This window comes from Peribacillus sp. NPDC058002 (assembly GCF_042886655.1).
In the GTDB taxonomy this organism is placed as follows: Bacteria; Bacillota; Bacilli; order Bacillales; family DSM-1321; genus Peribacillus; species Peribacillus aracenensis.
Map to the genome: position 1 here is coordinate 27,397 of NZ_JBHVQU010000023.1, position 16,201 is coordinate 43,597.

Sequence of the window (16,201 nt, forward strand, 5' to 3'; positions counted from 1 at the left end):
TCCCAGCAGGAATGATCCTGCTGGGATTCTTATTGCATCAAATTAAACTACATTCATCCTCTTCCCGCTTGGAATGCAGGGTATTTTGTCATTCCCCCGTCAGCGAACAGAGTGATGCCCGTTACATAACTGGACTCTGAAGATGCCAGCCATGCAGCAACCGCAGCAATTTCTTCTGGCTTTCCGATATACCCCATCGGAATCATGCTTTCAAGATCTTTTTTCTTTTCGGAATCTTCAAGCTTGTCGGCATTTATTGGCGTGGCGATGGCTCCGGGACCAATGCTGTTCACACGGATTCCTTTTGGTGCATATTCAAGAGCCAAGGTTTCCGTAAGCAGCTTCACCCCGCCCTTGCTTGCCGCATAGTGAACGAATAAAGGCCAGGGAATCATTTCATGTACACTGGACATGTTTATAACATTCCCTTTAATATCGTTCTCGACAAAATACTTGATAGCTTCACGGCACCCAAGGAAATTTCCGGTTAAATTGGTATTAATAACTTTATTCCAGTCACTTAACGGCATCTCGTGAGATGGAACAGGATTTTCAATTCCTGCATTATTGATGAATATATCGAGTTTCCCGAAATTATTTACTGCTGATTGAACAAGGTTAATTACATCTTCTTCAATGGTGACATCGCCTTTAACTGCAATGGCTTCCCCACCACTTGTTTTGATTTCTTCCATTACACTATCTGCTTCCTCTAATTTAGTACGATAATTAACCACGACCTTTGCCTTTTCCTTAGCAAAGCGAATGGCCATCGCTTTTCCTAAACCAGTGGATGAACCCGTTATAACAACGACTTTACCTTCTAAATCTGTATACATTTAATCACCCTCCAATTATTAACTTTTTGCCAGCCCGAGCATAATCCCAGCTATGATGATCAAGATAATTCCAATTACAATTCCAATTAGTTGGCGCTTCGTTTTCTTTTCTCGTAAAATGATGATCCCGCCAATAGTTGAGATGACTATGCCCATTTGTGAAAGGGAAAAACTAGTAGCCACGCCTACTCGGGGCTGGGATATGAATAAAAACATGTTCCCTGCAGCCCATATCAATCCCGGAATGATATTGCGAATCGTATATTTGTTAAACGGTTTATGTTTAAAAGTCAATAACAGACCGCCTATCACCATTCCTATCGCTTGAGGGAACAACGCTGACCATCCGTCAACATCAAAAAGACGGGCCACGACCACATAAACCAGATAACCGAATGTCGAGATGAGGAGAATAACGATTCCTTTCTTCAAGTTTCCCGACTTGCCCTCTTTCGATTCTTTATCTTCCAAGGAGGTCAAGACGATTCCTATAATAATGAAGACTAAAGCCAAAACGCCTAAAATAATCGCTTTCTTTGTAGACCATTCGTTAAAAACGATGACCCCGAATAAAGTGGTTGCTATGAGCTGCAATCCTGTTGATATTGGCATGGTTTTGGAAACTCCCATTAGATCAATGCTCTTAAGCTGATTAGCTTGTCCAACGGCCCAAAACAATCCAGATACGACTCCGACTCCAAACACCAGGAGTGACAACTTAATATCTGCAAAAATATAAACACCAATTGAAAAAATCAAGGCGCCAATCGTTGTACCTAGTGTTTGGCTATAGGGTCCTCCCCCGAGTTTCACATTAAATAAAACGATGCTTCCCCAGAATAATGCCGGTAAGAGAGCTAATAATATATCCATTTACAACCCCCATATATGTATGTTCAAAACTAAGCAGGAAATTTCAATTTGTCTTCTTTTAATATGTTCGCATTATTTGAATTGACCCTTGGAAATTTTATGAAATGTTTCCGCCAACACAAAAAGGGCTGCAGATGCAGCCCTTTTTGATGATAGTGACATTATTGCAGCTACCCACCATGTTGATGATGTTGCATGTCCATTTCCGAATCATCACCGACCTTGAAATAATCACTTTCCCAAACAGCCGTCGTTCCGATAATGATGATGGAGAACAAGAGGGTCAGATAGAAAGGAGCAAATCCCCTCCTTTTTAGTTCTTTTACATCCTCTCTTTTTATATAAAAAGTCACAAAGAATATACTGGCAAGGTAGATCAGATCCATCGAAACTAGCATGAAAGTTTGTGAATCAAGAGGCAGCATGACCCCAAGCATGGCTCCCATCATTGCCCCCATCAGAGTTGTTGATAAAGATTCCATAACCGCTGTTAAACCGAAAGGCCTTCCGATGATTGCTGCTGCCACTGCACATATTGCGATAGCCAGGACGGTTAAAACCGCCAGCCTGCCGGGCAACAGGAATGACAGAATTAAACTCAAGGTTAAACTTGTGGTCATGCTTAACATCATGACCATGCATTTTCCCAGGCTAACACCAATATGCTCTTTTTTCTGATGAGCTTTTTTAGAAAAGTAAACTGTATATGCCATGACTATCATAAAACTGGTCAGCAGCAGCATGCGATTCATTTCCCCCTTCACGAGCAATAGTGAAACGATTCATTTTTAATGACAGGAAGAATTACCGCCCATCTGGCAAGCTGAATTCTTTGGTTTTGAGGGAGGCACGTCAAGAGCTGGATTCCGATTGAAAAAGCCCGTCGGTTTCAAAATGAAGCTAATATAAGCGGTAGGCATGACTGGCCAATCTTCAGGTCGGGTTATATGATGGTGGCCCATGTTATACCAGACCACCACATCTTCATTTTCAATGGAGCGCTCGGCTTTAACCCACTCTTCCAACCCTTCCCCACCTGCATGTTGGTTTGGGTATCTCCCTGATGCAAACTGTTCTTCAGGGTCGAATGGAGTCACCCAAAAATGATGTTTTAAAAATCCAGCCCGTTTTAATAAGGGCGAATCATCATGGGCGAACGGGAAACAGTTCTCCCCGGCAAACAATTTATAACCAACCGGCTCTCCCAATATATTCGTTTTTGATGGATTGACGATTTTCCAGAAGCGCGCTGTACGCAAATCAAGGTCCCGAACCGCCTCGGATTCATTTTTAAGCAAAGTCGAAACTGGGTAGAAGCCATTTCCATATGGGTTGCCCGGTCCTTTTTCCATACTTTTTGTATTGACTTCATAAACCGAATTTTTAATTCCATCAACCATCATATCAAGCCTCATATTAAAGAAATGCTGATGGTGTGCAGCAAATAATTGAGGTGCAACCAAATTGCCATGAGGGTGCTTCCGGTCAGGTTCGATGGCTTGTGTATGCAATATGCCTGTCAATTTCACTTCAAACTGTATCGTCCCATCCTGAAAGAAATACCAATAAAATCCATATTCGTAATTTCCAACTGTCGAAATGCTCGATAGGACCAATCTTCTTGAACGGCGAACTTCAACATGACCTGTCCTCCAATCCGTATGTTTCCACCCGATTCCAAAATCCTCCTCATGTAAACAAATTGCATTTTTAATATGAATTACATTCCCTTTACTATCCACCAGATTCGCGTCAAAGTACTTTATCTCACCTAGGCAGTCACACCCGAGTTCAAGTGAATTCGCCAACATGCCAATGCCGTATTCACCTGCATCGAAAGCATTGTTCCTGTTCACCGGATCTGTTGGATCGCCATAAGGGACCACCATCTCGGATAAAGAAGCTCGATACAGGATTGGCCGCTGCACTCCATCATCATTGTAACTGACCGTATGAAGGACAAGACCTTCACGGGAGTTGAAACCAAAACGGATTTTCCATTTTTGCCAATCTATCACATGGCCTTCCGTCGTGAAACTTGGTCCTTTTGGTTGGACTATTTCCAAAGGTTTAACATCCTGCCTCATGTTACCTACTTGATCAGGTGTATAATTTCCATCAAGCGGCGGAAATGGTATGACACCTTTATCCACAATCTTGATGACTTCCATCTTATTTAAGTCTACAAGGACATATAATCCTGAAATGGGACGAGCATACCCATTATCATATAATGATGTACGGTAATAACATAAAGCCCTGACGATTCGTACATCCACTTCCTCTTCGATTCCAAAATTCCCTGCTGACCATGGATCGACCATGATATCATCCATATTCGTAAGCCCTCTTTTGGCAAAGGCTTTCATCATCTCAGGGTGGCTTTTCACGACTTCCTGACACTCCATGAATTCATCAGCCATTATGGAGGGCTGCACTCCCGGAATAAGTTTCCATGACCTTATGCTGCCTTCCGTTAAGGAAACTACAGCCTCATATGTTTTTCCCTCTTTATTATGAAGGATGATACAGAATGCTTCTCTATTGATTCGTTTTTCTTCCCGATAACCCAGAACAATGGATTTTGCAGGTTCCAGTAAGCTGATGTTAGCAAAGCGGTAATGGTCATCCAATCCTTTATCACGTTTTAAAATCTGGACCGTCACTTTAAGTTCTTCGGCCGTTAATGGATCAAGCGGGTGATTTTCCCTCTTCACTTTCATACTAGACATCTTTTCCATATTAACCTCTCCCTTATAGTTAAAATATCATTCTATCTATTAAGTGAACTTTCCCTCGAAGTGACTCGTGTATAAAATGCAAATTTTATTTGCCTACCGCATCATCTTTCCCGACAACTGGCATGGACTCTTTTCCTTCCTTTACACTTTCTTTTGATTCTGCAATGAATATCGATAGTATTAATAAAACAGTCGCAATGATATCGACGTTTCGTAATTTATCGCCCAGGAATAACACGGCATATAGCATTGCAGTAATCGGGATGATTGCCGTTGCCATCCCGATGGTGCTTGCTGGAACCTTTGAAATTCCTAAGTACGTGAAAATATAAGCAAATACCCACCCAAGCAAGGTATAGGCTATGACAGCTCCCCATAAACCAAGCGTCATTTTTCCCCAATCAAAAGATATCGCCTCATGAATGGCCATCGGCAGCGTAGTTAGAAACCCCATTAAGCACAGTCCTGCTGCCATTGTCACCGGTGGCACATCCACTGCGAATTTCTTGGCATATACAAAAAACAAGCCCAATGACACAACAGCCAATATCATGAAAGCAATCCCTAATGCACTGGATTCCCCCTCAGTACTCGCACCTGCGAGCTCCATTACCAGAACAGCTGAAACAGCTAGCATGATGGCTATGCCCTTACGGATGTTCAATCTCTCTCCCAATAATATGAAGGAAAGAACCAGCGTTACGGCTGGCACCATACTATTTATGATTCCAGCCGCTATCACACTAGAATATTTCAAACCATATAACAGGAAGACCGTATATAATGTAACGGTAAAAAGGGATTGCATGAATATCCCGAAGTACGTTTTATATCCTATCCCTTTCCACTTGATTCTTTCGTATATTTTCGCTGCTGGCAGTAAGATCATACAGGCGATGCCAAGCGTCATGGCCGTAAACAGCCATACGGGGATGGTTGCCATTGCTACACTGCCGGCCGGGATTGAAAGACCTAAAACAATCATATTCAATATGATGAAGAGATAGCCAATATTCAGTAAACCCACCCCAATCATACGGATTTATCAAGCGGATAGCAGGAAATCCAACTTAAGCCAGTACCCGTGAGAAGAGCTGATCAAATCCCTGCCCTTAAACTCCATACCAGTTCAAGCCTTGCTCATTCAAATCAATCCACACATTTTTTGTTTCCGTATACATATCCATCGCTTGGATGCCCAGTTCCCTTCCAAAACCGCTTTGCTTCCTGCCGCCAAAAGGGGCTGTGCTATCAAGCATGCTAAACGTGTTCACATACACCGTCCCCGCTTTTAACCCCCTTACCATACGGTGCGCCCGTTTTAAATCATTGGTCCATAAACCTGAAGCCAACCCATACAAGCTGTCATTTGCCTTGTTCAATGCATCCTCTTCATCTTTGAACTTGATGACCGACAAAACCGGTCCAAAAATTTCTTCCCGGGCAATTGTCATATCATTGGTGACATTCTCAAAAACGGTGGGCGTGAAAAAATAGCCTTTTCCTGCCATCGTGTTTCTTTCGCCGCCCATGACAAGATTAGCTCCCTGTTCAAGTCCGGCCGCTACGTACTGTTGAATTTTGTTCAGTTGCTGTAAAGAAACTTGCGGTCCCATTTGGGTCGTTTGATCTAAAGGATTCCCTACACGGATGGATTGTGCTTTCTTCACGAATGAATCCATGAATCGATCATATATGCTTTCCTGCACAAAAAGTCTTGTACCCGAGGCGCATACTTGGCCTTGGGCGAAGAAGATACCAAACATGGATCCATTCACTGCATTCTCGATGGAAGCATCATCAAAAACGATATTTGGTGATTTCCCCCCTAATTCAAGGCTGATTGGTTTTAAGTTCTTACTTGCTGCCTGCATGATTAGGCGGCCAGTATTCGTTGAACCCGTAAAAGCGATTTTATCGACGTCCGGATGTGATGAGAGGGCATCCCCCGCTATCTTCCCGTATCCCGGAATAACATTGATGACTCCATCTGGAATACCGACTTCTTGAAAGATTTTAACCATTTCCAGAATGCTTACAGGAGTTTGCTCAGCTGGTTTGATCACGATCGTATTGCCTGCCGCTAAAGCAGGGGCTAGCTTCCACATCGTCAGCATAAGAGGAAAGTTCCAAGGCACTATGGCTCCTATGACACCGATTGGCTCCTTCAAGGTATAATTGAACCGGTTATTAGGAGAAGCAAGGGTACTTCCCTGGACTTTATTTGCTAACCCCGCATAAAATTCGAGTACATCTATCATGGCTGGCATCGCAATGAATTTTGTTTCATTGATTGGCAGCCCGTTATCTTGTGATTCGACTTCGGCCAGCATATCAGCTTTCTCCCACAGTGCCTGTGCCACTTTATTCAGTAACCTTCCCCTATCCCCCGGCGCCATTTCGGCCCATGGGCCAGATTCAAACGCCCTTCGTGCAGCTTTTACCGCTAAATCAACATCTTCCGGACCAGCCTCGGCAACTACAGCATTCACTTCATCTGTTGCAGGATTAAGTGATTCAAATGTTCTTCCGGATAATGAATCAACCCATCGCCCCTCAATGAACAATTGATATTTTTTCCCCATCCATCGTTTCCCCTTTCTAGTGGAATCTCAACAATCGTATATCTATTAAAAGAATAAGGCTGCGCATTATTTTTTTATTGTAAAAAGCGGAACATTCAGAATATTTAAGCTATGGATTAAAACCAAACAAAAAAAGATCTCGTATGAACGGGATCTTTCCAATGTAATCACTATATATCAATAACTTTATATTGGGTTTGACAATTTCCTGAAACGGCATCGATGAATTCATTAGGAGTCATATAACCAAATTTTTTAAATTCATTAATTAAATGTGATTGATCAAAATATCCATTCTCATTAATCACATCCCAAACTGTAAAGGCCCGTTTGTTCAATAACATATGCAGGGAGTTTTGGAACCTCACTATTTGGCTGAATAATTTGGGCGGCATCCCTACATGGGCATCGAATTGCTTTCGCAAGTACCTTGTAGAGTATCCGGTCTCAGCGGCTAATTGATTCATATTTACATTTCCTTTAGAAGAGTATATTTTGTCCAAGGAATATTCTATAATGGCAGGCAACTCATTACACGCAAAAATATTAATCCCTATTTCTTCTTTGAACAGCTTTATTCTTCTACGAAAATCCCGTTCATTTATTAACCTTTCCATAATGGTAGGTCCAATTTTCACCATATCGGCTAAGGGGATTTGGCGATTGATTACCTCCTTCATGGAATATTTAAAATGCTGGGTTTCCTGCTTAGGCAAAAACCTCACACCGAAATATTCACAATTAGCCTTAAAGTTTATCGTTTTGTACTTGAGGACACTCCCGCATACATCTGCGGAGGGGCTATCGGGATCGCAATAAAATAATATGTCGATGCACCCATCGGGAATGACGGACATTGGATTCATTAAATCCCGATTGATTTTAAATTGATAGAATAATGTAGTTGAATGGTCAGAATTTCTTTGTTTATATTCTATATAGTAATCCGATAGAATCTCAAATTCCGGCTGGAATGGAAAATAGTCGAAGGTATTGAAATTCTGAATGATGTTCAACTACCATCACGCTCCTTTTATATTGCATTGTCACCCAGTCCCTTTACCCTTGAAACTTTTGCAAGCAGTGATAATTTCGCAACATTGATACAATGACTTTCATGCTTTCCCTTAGCTTGGCTTGCAATTAGGGATTTACTACATCCACATTTCTTCGCGTTTCCGGAGAGCCGTTCATCATTCTTCCCATGCCTGGCTATTATCAACATGAGCGTTGTTTTTATAATTTTCGACAAGTATTTCCAAAATCCTTTTGACTGAACAAATTTAAATCATTATGCCTTATCCCCACATCTTACTGCAATCCTTTTTCTTGTATGGGTTTCATTAGCATTAATCGTTATTGTGAATTTAATGAGTTTTTAATTAATGTTCTCCTTCAAGAAAAGAGTCTGTAGGGACTGTCTTTTTATTTATAAGATTATAAAAAAAGAAAACCATATTTAGGCTTCCTATCAGTTTGTAGACATAAGGAGTTAGGAAAACGACTCTTTCATCAAATGAAGGAAACAACTGCCCCTAAGCAACACCTTCAAATCCCCAGGTTTGGTTTCTAAATTAAATGTATAACCAAGTTGATTGGAGTGGGTGTGCGAGACTCCTGCGGGAAAAGCGCATCCATAAGGGAGACCCACGAAGGCGCAAGCCGAGGACGCTTCAGGACCGCCTGCGGAAAGCGAGTGCCTGGAGCTGAAATAAACGCCCAATATGTACAAGCTATAAAAAAACACCCCATAAATGTTAGTTTGGTGTCTAACATTTACGAGGCAGTTCAAGTTTGCCTGCAGTCTGGGCTTCTATATTTCTTACATACTGTAACTTACTTCTTCAAATGATATGGCACAGTCGTAACAACCACATTCCTTCTATAAAGTAAGTAGGCACGGATCAGTAAACTTGATTGGTTATGAAGAATATTGTGCCAGCCCTTTTTCGGAATGAATTGGGGGATGATCACCGTAACTTTATAATTGGATTCACTCGCCTTATGTTCAACCGTATCCACGAATTTTGTTAATGGCTGAATGATACTTCTGTAATAAGAATTCAGTGTAACCAGTCGGACATCCGGCTGCCACTTTTTCCATTTTTCTTCGAATTTCTTTTCATCTTCTCTTTCAAAAGCAACATAAACGGCAATGACTTGATGCGCTGAAAGAGATTTTGCATAATTTAAAGAGTTCTCGACCACATGAGTTATCCCGGCAACAGGTACGATAATGATATTTCCTTCAATTGGCAAGATCGGCTCACATGTTGTAATCCTTAGTTGGTCACCAACTGCTTCATAATGCTTTCTGATTCGATGAAAAATTAACAGGATAATAGGTATAAAAATCAAAACAGGCCAAACCTGAGTAAACTTGGTCAAGAAGAATATCATCGTGACGATAAAGCTAATAATGGCACCAATTGAATTAATGGTTAATTTCAACATCCAGCCTTTTGGCTTTTCGCGGATCCATTTAACAATCATACCGCTCTGGGACAGAGTAAATGGAATGAATACCCCTACAGCATAAAGCGGAATGAGATTTTCTGTATGTCCTTCAAATGAGACTATTAAGATGATCGAGGCAAGTCCCAGTATGATTATTCCATTGGAATACCCTAATCGGTCCCCTCTGATCGTAAACGCCCTCGGTATGAATTTATCCTTCGCTAGATTTACTGCAAGCAGAGGGAAGGCCGAATAGCCAGTATTGGCCGCAAGTATCAAGATCAAGGCAGTCGTACCTTGAATGAAGAAATACATGAAATTCCGTCCAAAGATCTCTTCAGCAACCTGGGAGACGACCGTTACCTCTGCGCTCGGGACGATACTTAAATAATAGGCTAAGAATACGATTCCCGAAAATAATACAGCTAATAAGGAACCCATCGCTATTAAAGTTTTCGCCGCATTATTCGGAGCCGGATCTTTAAAGTTCGGGATTGCATTGGAAATAGCTTCGACTCCTGTCAATGCGGAGCTTCCTGACGCAAATGCTCTTAGCAGTATGAATAAACTGATGCCCGCTACCGGAGTCCCGACGGGCGTGTGCAATTCAGGTGAAACTTCACCTGTAAAAATCTTGTAAATCCCGACACCAATCAAGATGAACAATGCTAAAACGAATAGGTACACCGGATAAGCCAAAACAGAGGCCGACTCCGTAACCCCCCGCAAGTTCAGGATTGTAAGCAGAATGACGAAAATGATGGCTATGATGACATTATATGAATGCAGGCCGGGAAAAGCGGACGTGATTGCATCCGTACCTGCAGAAACACTAACAGCCACAGTTAATATATAATCCACCAATAAGGATCCTCCAGCTATCAGCCCTGGATTGACTCCCAAATTGTTTTTTGAAACCACATATGCCCCCCCGCCATGCGGATAAGCGAAAATGATCTGTCTATAGGACAAGATCAAGGCGGTTAACAGGATCAATACTCCGATTGCGATAGGGAGGGAATACCAAAATGCTGCAGCACCGACAGTGATCAGAACGATCAATATTTGCTCAGGTCCATAAGCAACAGAAGACAAAGCATCAGAAGATAATATCGCCAAAGCCTTTGTTTTGTTCAGCTTTTGTTCACCAAGTGCATTTGATTTTAAAGGTCTCCCAATCAAAAATCTCTTTATAGAAGATAACATCAAGTATTCACCACCATATTAAATTTAAGTTACCCAGCTGTATCAAAATACAAGAAGAAATGGAAAAATGCCTACAAGTCATAACTAAATAGACCTGTAGACATCAATTTTTTTGTCTAACAAGCTCCACCTTCCTTCTCATATAACGCTTACGAGGTTAGCTGTCGGATTCGGACCTAAGAGTAGCCCTACCTTGAAAGGATTCACCCCTTGGATTGTAGTAACAATCCCAATACCGGGTCCCCCGCACCATAAGGTTTAAGCGATTTAGAAATATGAAACTGTTGATTATCATACTCCCGTGAAATGGAAATGTAAATGAAAATTTTGCACAGAAATATAATTTTTTTTTGTATGCGAGGTTTTATTCTTGACGTATATTACATAAGTCATGCAAACACATGGTTCGAAGGGAGGAACGGAGGTAAATAAACGTCCAAAAAGAAAAAAACAAGGAGTGAATGAACAAAGGATGGTCATAAAAGGAATAAATGATTGCCACTTGAAGAGTATGAAGGATGAAGTGAAACAGTTCTGCCCCCAGCTTGAGTCGTTATACTTGCATTGATTTCCTCTTTCCGATTCCACTTTAATTCCCGTCCAATCGGGGGCATTATCCCACTGCTCCTGCTCCATCCTAATTAGTTCCTGCCTTCTTGAATTGGCCTCAAATTGCTTTTTTTAAAGACAAAGTATTTCTGGCCAATATAGTTGAGAACTGTGTAAAAAATGGCTCCTATCATCACAGCCACATTTTGTTGTATGGGTAAATGAACGGATCCTTCCATTGATTCCGCAATAGCTTGGCCTAAAGAATATGCGGCGGAATAACAGATCAGGATGACGCAAAAGAAACGTGCAACTCCTCTCCGCCATTCTATATCACTTTTAAAGGTAAAAGTCCTGTTCAAAAGAAAACTCGTTACAGCTCCCGTACCATTACCGATAAAGGTGGAGAGCCAGTAAGATAATTCAAGAACATTCATGAGAAAAAGCATAAGGGAAAGTCCAAGCGCAGTATTGACTATCCCAACCAATAAAAAGCGAATAAAGGAGTTAGTGTGTTTTAGATAGTTTTTCAATATTGTTCCGTTCATTGTCTAGTTGCTCCCGTTTTTTTAAATCGAGCGGATTAAATAGGTCCAGATCAACTATATATTTAGGCCGGCGTTTGGATTCATTATAGATTTTACCGATATATTCCCCAATCAAGCCGACAGCAATCAACTGCAGGCCACCGATCAACCATATGGAGGTGATTAATGAAGTCCATCCAGTCTCGGTCTGCCCATAAAACTTTAACCATAAAAAGTAAGACCCAAAGAGTAAGCTAATGAAAAATGAAAGACATCCTAGCCATAATACAAGCCGAATCGGTGTAACTGAAAAGGAAGTAATGCCATCAAGCGCAAAAGCAACCATTTTCTTAAATGGATATTTCGTTTCCCCAGCCAATCTTTCTTTTCGATCATAATAAACAGAGTCCGTCTTAAACCCAATAAGCGGTACGATTCCCCGTAAAAAAAGATTCGTTTCATCAAATCGTTCCAACTCCGCGATCGCCCTTTTACTCATTAGCCGGAAATCCGCATGATTATAGACAAGGTTAACCCCCATCTTGTTCATCATTTTATAAAAACCAGTTGCAGATGTTCGTTTGAAAAATGAATCAAGGTCCCTTTTTTGGCGGACACCGTATACAATTTCACATCCTTCATTGAATTTCCGGATGAATTCAGGGATGACTTGAATATCATCTTGTAAATCTGCATCAATGGAAATCACACAATCCGAGGCTTCTTTAGCTGTAAACAATCCTGCCAGGAGTGCATTTTGATGTCCTGCATTCCGGGAAAGCTTTAGCCCACGAACAAATTCATTATTAATCGTTTCCTTATAAATGATCTTCCATGTTTGATCTTTACTTCCATCGTCAACCAATAGAATTTTACTTTGACCAGAAACAACGTTTTCTTCTACTAACCCCCTCACCAATCCACAAAGCTGGGAAATGGTATCCTGCAATACGCTTTCTTCGTTATAACAAGGTACAACAATCGTCAGTATCGGTGAATTCACTCTATTCCCCCCTTTTTACATGACTCTGTATAAATGAATTTTCCATACACTTCCTTTTTTTGCGAAAATCCTATCTAGTACCAATCCGTTTTCCTCCGCGTTGTTAATTGGTATGGCAGAAAATATATACTTGCCACCTAATCCTTTAAACGCATCCATATTAAGGTCTAAATTTTCCAGCTCTTTCTTCGAGCTTTTCTTGAACATATAATGCTTCCCAAGCTCATCGGCAAAGAGGTAACACCGTCCTCCCCATTCATCAAAGTAGATTCTGATGTCTTTATTCTTAGCCAATTCGTTTTCAATTATTTGACGAAATTGATGTTTGTAAGTAAGCGGATAGAAATTGTTATAGCTATCTAGCGTGTAAAATCCATTAAATTGTGCAATTGCAGGATGCAGCCCAATGCTGGCAACACGATATTCTTCCTGTGGAAGGCCAATATGATCTTTTATTTCCCGAAAAAGGCTTACTGAATAGAACTCTTTAAAAGAAGGTTTTTTATTATGAGTGATTTCCTCATTGAATCCCATTAAGATCATAATTTGAATGGCGATGAAAATAGAAAGGGTTTTCTTAGCATAATCACTGTGTTCCCAAATGATCTTTATCGCGAGGGCAAACCCCACGTAAATGACCATCGGCCTTAAGAAGTGAAATCTGGCAAAATTAAAGGTATCCAGGGTGTGAAACCTTTCCGTTAAAGGCAGCCAGCCTTTATAAAACCAAAATGCGTACCACGCTGAGAGGATAAAATTCAAGTAAAATAAAAAAACATATACCTTTTCCTGTCTCCACAGTTTTTTGGTCAGAATAATATAAAAGGCAAAAATGGTAATCGGCAGGATGATAAGCGCATGTACAGTCATGACATGCGTATGGCCAAGAACGAAATTTTTGAATGTAAGTTTAATGACCCACTCGAGGGGCAGCCTTGCGTGAAAATACTCATCTCTGCTGTTTGGCTCCGAATCAAAAATGAATGAAGCGACCAAACGATACTCCACCATTCCAAAAATGACCGTCATATACACGATTGAAAGTAGAAACGTTATATTCCATCCTTTTTTCCTGATCAAATCCGTTAGCCAAAGAAACCCCATTGCAACAAGGAAAAAGAAAAAGCCAAGCACGATGCTTGAATAAAGCGGTAAAAGTGTAAGGACCAAATAATTCTTCCAAGAATGGTCCTTGCTGCGAATATTCAAAAAAGCCCAAAGTGCAAGCGGCATTCCAAGTGTACTGAGCATTCCCGATGGCCAGAATGGGGTAAGGGCAAAGGCTAAGGATGTTCCAACCCTAATCCAGCCTGATCGGGATCCTGTAATCAAATGTTTCTTTAATAGGATATACATACCAAAGAATGCAATAAACCTTGTTAATGCCTGGCTCATTGCATATGCAACCATTGTCGGAAAAAGTGAATGAAGCCACACGATAATACTGAACTCACTCCCAAATGCATTTCGAGGAAGCCCATTCATAATCTGGGGAATTTTGGCGTCTATTGCACCGAATAACTCACCGCTCTCTGAAAGGACTTTATACCAGGCAAGGTTGGAATCCAAATTATCATGTACGCGAATATGCGCATTTTCCCCAAGGATGAATAAAGGAGTAAGATATAAAACAATGACGAGTAAGGCAAAAAGGATTTGAACTCTCTCTTGATTTTCAATTGGCAAAATATACACCTCTTGACTCAATTCATATATCCATAATATTTGCTTCAAAGGTAAATCTATTCTATTTCAAGGATTTATTTTAACCCATTTTGAAATAGGTCAACCAATGACCACATAAAATGAAGGGTAGAACAAAAAGCATATTAAAGAAACTTAAAGAGGGGCTGGGCTATGATAAAGAAAGCGGTGATTCCAGCAGCCGGTTTAGGAACACGATTTTTACCTGCGACGAAAGCTCAACCAAAGGAAATGCTGCCGATTGTCGATAAGCCGACCATTCAATATATTATCGAGGAAGCGGTACAATCAGGGATTACAGATATTATCATCGTTACAGGGAAAAACAAACGTGCAATCGAAGATCATTTCGATAAATCCATCGAACTTGAAATGCTTCTGCAAATGAAAGGTCAAAATGATCTGCTTAAAATCGTGGAGAACATTTCCAACATGGTGGATATCCACTATGTAAGACAAAAGGAACCTTTAGGCCTGGGGCATGCAGTTTTATGTGCCAAAACTTTTATCGGAGACGAACCTTTTGCCGTCTTGTTAGGGGATGATATCGTGGATAGCCCGGTTCCAGCTTTGAAGCAGTTAATGGAACGGTATAACAAGGTTCGTACGAGCATTATCGGATGTAAGGATGTATCACCTGCCGATGTATCCAAGTATGGGATCGTAAATTTCCAAGAACGATATGAGGATATATTTCTGGTAAGAAACTTGGTGGAGAAGCCAAAAGTGGAGGATGCACCATCAACACAGGCGATTATTGGACGATATATTTTATCACCTACGATTTTTAAAATCCTTGAAACCGCACAGCCCGATCGGAATGGGGAGATCCAGCTTACCGAAGCTTTAGACCTTCTGTTAGAAAAGGAACCAATATACTCGTACATCATCAAAGGAAATCGATATGACGTCGGCGATAAATTCGGCTTCCTCCAAGCTTCATTAGATTTCGCCATGAAACGACCTGAACTTCGTGATCAGCTAATAACATATTTAAGGCAGTTGTTCCCTTAATGAAATGAATATACCCCCGCCCAATTACCAAGAGGTAATTGGGCCATTTCCACATCGGGTTCACCCCTCTGGTTGTAAAATGATCCACTAACATATCCCCATACCATTATCTCTAAGCGAAATATAACGGTTTATTATAAACACTTCCGTGAAATGTAAAAGTGAGTGAAAATGTTCGCCATAGAAAGAATAATTTATGATCAGTGAGGTTATGTTGATAACGTATCCTTCATTATTGATCCTAACAACGATTTCCAGAAAGGGTTGTTGAAAAACACATGCACAAAAAAACTAATAATCCAATACTATCCGATGATTTTTTAGATCAAGTGGTTAAGGAAATCAATGCACAATTTGGCGGGCCCATTAATGAAAAAAATGATCATTTCCTGCATGGGGACGATGAAGAAAGAACTTGAAACCCACATCATCAATCCACAGCTTTCATGAAAGACTCTGGCTCTATTCATCCAGAGTTTTTTTTTGCTAACTTATGAAAACTTTATTTTTTCCATATAGTTATTTGCCCTTTCTTTAATGACTTGTCCAAACCGATTTAGCTTATCCTCATAGAATGATTATATGTAATTATTTTAAAGAAAGGGGAGTAACTACATTGAGCCACGCTGATGATGTCTTCCGCACATCTCCAAAGGTTCCAAAAGGAAGGCTGATTTACGGACATACAAAAAAGTTCCAAACT

Annotated in this window: 13 protein-coding genes and 1 riboswitch; of the genes, 2 read left to right on the forward strand and 11 right to left on the reverse strand. The window is 40.7% G+C overall.

The annotated features are described in order from the left end of the window. Positions 1-53 precede the first annotated feature (53 nt). From ACFVSH_RS07175 to ACFVSH_RS07225, 11 genes are all read right to left on the reverse strand, one after another. Positions 54-839: a glucose 1-dehydrogenase gene (locus ACFVSH_RS07175; RefSeq protein ID WP_387596858.1), complete on the reverse strand. Its 786-nt coding sequence runs from the start codon at positions 837-839 to the stop codon at positions 54-56. A gap of 18 nt (positions 840-857) precedes the next feature. Continuing rightward, positions 858-1,712, reverse strand: a complete 855-nt coding sequence (locus ACFVSH_RS07180; RefSeq protein WP_387596861.1) for a RhaT/GlcU family sugar-proton symporter — start codon at positions 1,710-1,712, stop codon at positions 858-860. Positions 1,713-1,882: 170 nt separating this feature from the next. Continuing rightward, positions 1,883-2,464 carry a hypothetical protein gene (locus ACFVSH_RS07185; RefSeq protein WP_387705394.1) on the reverse strand — a complete coding sequence of 194 codons (582 nt, stop codon included), beginning with the start codon at positions 2,462-2,464 and terminating at the stop codon, positions 1,883-1,885. Between the two features lie 36 nt (positions 2,465-2,500). Next, positions 2,501-4,453, reverse strand: coding sequence for a primary-amine oxidase (locus ACFVSH_RS07190; protein ID WP_387596866.1), 1,953 nt, complete (start codon positions 4,451-4,453; stop codon positions 2,501-2,503). An 85-nt stretch (positions 4,454-4,538) separates the two neighbouring features. Further along, positions 4,539-5,489 carry a DMT family transporter gene (locus ACFVSH_RS07195; protein WP_387596869.1) on the reverse strand — a complete coding sequence of 317 codons (951 nt, stop codon included), beginning with the start codon at positions 5,487-5,489 and terminating at the stop codon, positions 4,539-4,541. A gap of 76 nt (positions 5,490-5,565) precedes the next feature. Beyond that, positions 5,566-7,038, reverse strand: coding sequence for an aldehyde dehydrogenase family protein (locus ACFVSH_RS07200; RefSeq protein WP_260284373.1), 1,473 nt, complete (start codon positions 7,036-7,038; stop codon positions 5,566-5,568). 170 nt (positions 7,039-7,208) lie between these two features. After that, positions 7,209-8,054: a helix-turn-helix domain-containing protein gene (locus tag ACFVSH_RS07205; RefSeq protein WP_387596874.1), complete on the reverse strand. Its 846-nt coding sequence runs from the start codon at positions 8,052-8,054 to the stop codon at positions 7,209-7,211. Between the two features lie 820 nt (positions 8,055-8,874). Continuing rightward, complete coding sequence (locus ACFVSH_RS07210; protein ID WP_387596877.1) at positions 8,875-10,701, reverse strand: APC family permease; 1,827 nt, start codon at positions 10,699-10,701, stop codon at positions 8,875-8,877. Positions 10,702-10,831: 130 nt separating this feature from the next. Next, a riboswitch (cyclic di-AMP (ydaO/yuaA leader) is annotated at positions 10,832-10,976 on the reverse strand. 366 nt (positions 10,977-11,342) lie between these two features. Next, the gene (locus tag ACFVSH_RS07215) at positions 11,343-11,798 is read right to left on the reverse strand and encodes a GtrA family protein (protein WP_387596880.1); all 456 of its coding nucleotides are present in this window, start codon (positions 11,796-11,798) and stop codon (positions 11,343-11,345) included. Then, positions 11,758-12,780 (reverse strand): glycosyltransferase family 2 protein, encoded by a 1,023-nt coding sequence (locus ACFVSH_RS07220; RefSeq protein ID WP_387596882.1) that lies wholly within the window; start codon positions 12,778-12,780, stop codon positions 11,758-11,760. Before ACFVSH_RS07220 ends, ACFVSH_RS07215 begins: the two co-directional genes overlap by 41 nt. Positions 12,781-12,795: 15 nt before the next feature. Further along, complete coding sequence (locus ACFVSH_RS07225) at positions 12,796-14,460, reverse strand: DUF6044 family protein (RefSeq protein ID WP_387705399.1); 1,665 nt, start codon at positions 14,458-14,460, stop codon at positions 12,796-12,798. A gap of 177 nt (positions 14,461-14,637) precedes the next feature. Between ACFVSH_RS07225 and galU the strand changes: the two genes are divergently transcribed. Together galU and ACFVSH_RS07235 are read left to right on the forward strand one after the other, a co-directional pair. Next, on the forward strand, positions 14,638-15,498 hold the full coding sequence (galU, locus tag ACFVSH_RS07230) for a UTP--glucose-1-phosphate uridylyltransferase GalU (protein ID WP_387705397.1): 861 nt from the start codon (positions 14,638-14,640) through the stop codon (positions 15,496-15,498). 278 nt (positions 15,499-15,776) lie between these two features. Beyond that, a complete protein-coding gene (locus tag ACFVSH_RS07235; protein ID WP_387596888.1) occupies positions 15,777-15,917 on the forward strand; it encodes a hypothetical protein in 141 nt (46 codons plus the stop codon). Positions 15,918-16,201: the final 284 nt, after the last annotated feature.